The sequence below is a fragment of the Streptomyces sp. NPDC051677 genome, from assembly GCF_044453465.1.
Classification (GTDB): Bacteria; Actinomycetota; Actinomycetes; order Streptomycetales; family Streptomycetaceae; genus Streptomyces.
Map to the genome: position 1 here is coordinate 1 of NZ_JBITCT010000147.1, position 1,246 is coordinate 1,246.

The following is a 1,246-nucleotide window of genomic DNA, read 5'->3' on the forward strand; positions in this document are numbered from 1 at the left end:
CGACGACGGGTTCTTCGACCTCGGCGGGCACTCGCTACTCGCCACCCGCCTCGTGAGCCGGATCCGCTCCGCCTTCGGGCGGGAGGTCGGTATCCGTGCGGTGTTCGAGTCGCCGACGGTGGCGGGTCTGGCGGTGCGTCTGGTGGGTGCGGACGTGGCGCGGAGGGCGTTGACGGCGGGGGTGCGTCCGGTGCGGGTGCCGCTGTCGGCGGCGCAGCGTCGGTTGTGGTTCCTGCACGCGTTGGAGGGGCGGTCGGCGACGTACAACGTTCCGCTGGTGGTGCGGCTCGAGGGTGAGCTGGACGTGGTGGCGCTGGAGCTCGCCCTGGGTGATGTGGTGGGTCGGCACGAGAGTCTGCGGACGGTGTTCGCGGATGTGGACGGTGTGCCGTATCAGCGGGTGCTCCGGGTGGGGGAGGCCAGTGTGGTGCTGGTGGTGGCGGAGGTGTGTGAGGAGGAGCTGGCTGGTGCTGTGGACGGTGCCGCGGGGTATGCGTTCGACCTGTCTGCGGAGTTGCCGGTGCGGGCGACGCTGCTGCGGGTGGGTGAGCGGTCGTCGGTGCTGGTGGTGCTGATGCACCACATCGTGAGTGACGGCTGGTCGTTGGCTCCGCTGGCGGATGACCTGTCGGCTGCGTATGCGGCGCGGGTCGGTGGCGGGGTGCCCGGTTGGGCTCCGTTGCCGGTGCAGTACGCGGACTACGCGTTGTGGCAGGCGGAGGTCCTCGGGGAGGAGGGCGATCCGTCGAGCACGGCGGGCCGGCAGATCGCGTACTGGCGCACCGCGCTCGACGGTCTGCCCGAACTGATCGATTTGCCGACGGACCGGCCCCGCCCGGCGGTGGCCTCCTATCGCGGCGGAGCCGTCGACCTGGCGCTCGACGCCGAGTTGCACGGCCGTCTGCTGGCGGTGGCGCGCGAGTGCGGGGTGACGCCGTTCATGGTGGTGCAGGCCGCCGTCGCGGTGCTGCTGTCGCGCATGGGCGCGGGCACGGACGTGCCGCTGGGCACGGTCGTGGCGGGCCGGTCCGACCAGGCTCTGGACGCTCTGATCGGGTTCTTCGTGAACACGCTGGTGCTGCGCACCGACGTGTCGGGCGACCCGTCGGTGCGGGAGCTGCTGGCCCGGGTCCGCGAGACGGACCTGGCTGCGTACGCGCACCAGGACGTGCCCTTCGAGCGCCTGGTCGAGGTGGTCAGCCCGCACCGCTCCATGGCCCACCACCCGCTGTTCCAGGTGATGGTG

General features: G+C 71.8%; 1 protein-coding gene. It reads left to right on the forward strand.

The window, feature by feature from the left end; genetic code table 11:
- The coding region (locus ACIBAF_RS49290) for a condensation domain-containing protein (RefSeq protein WP_399473427.1) at window positions 1-1,246 on the forward strand (1,246 nt) is incomplete at both ends.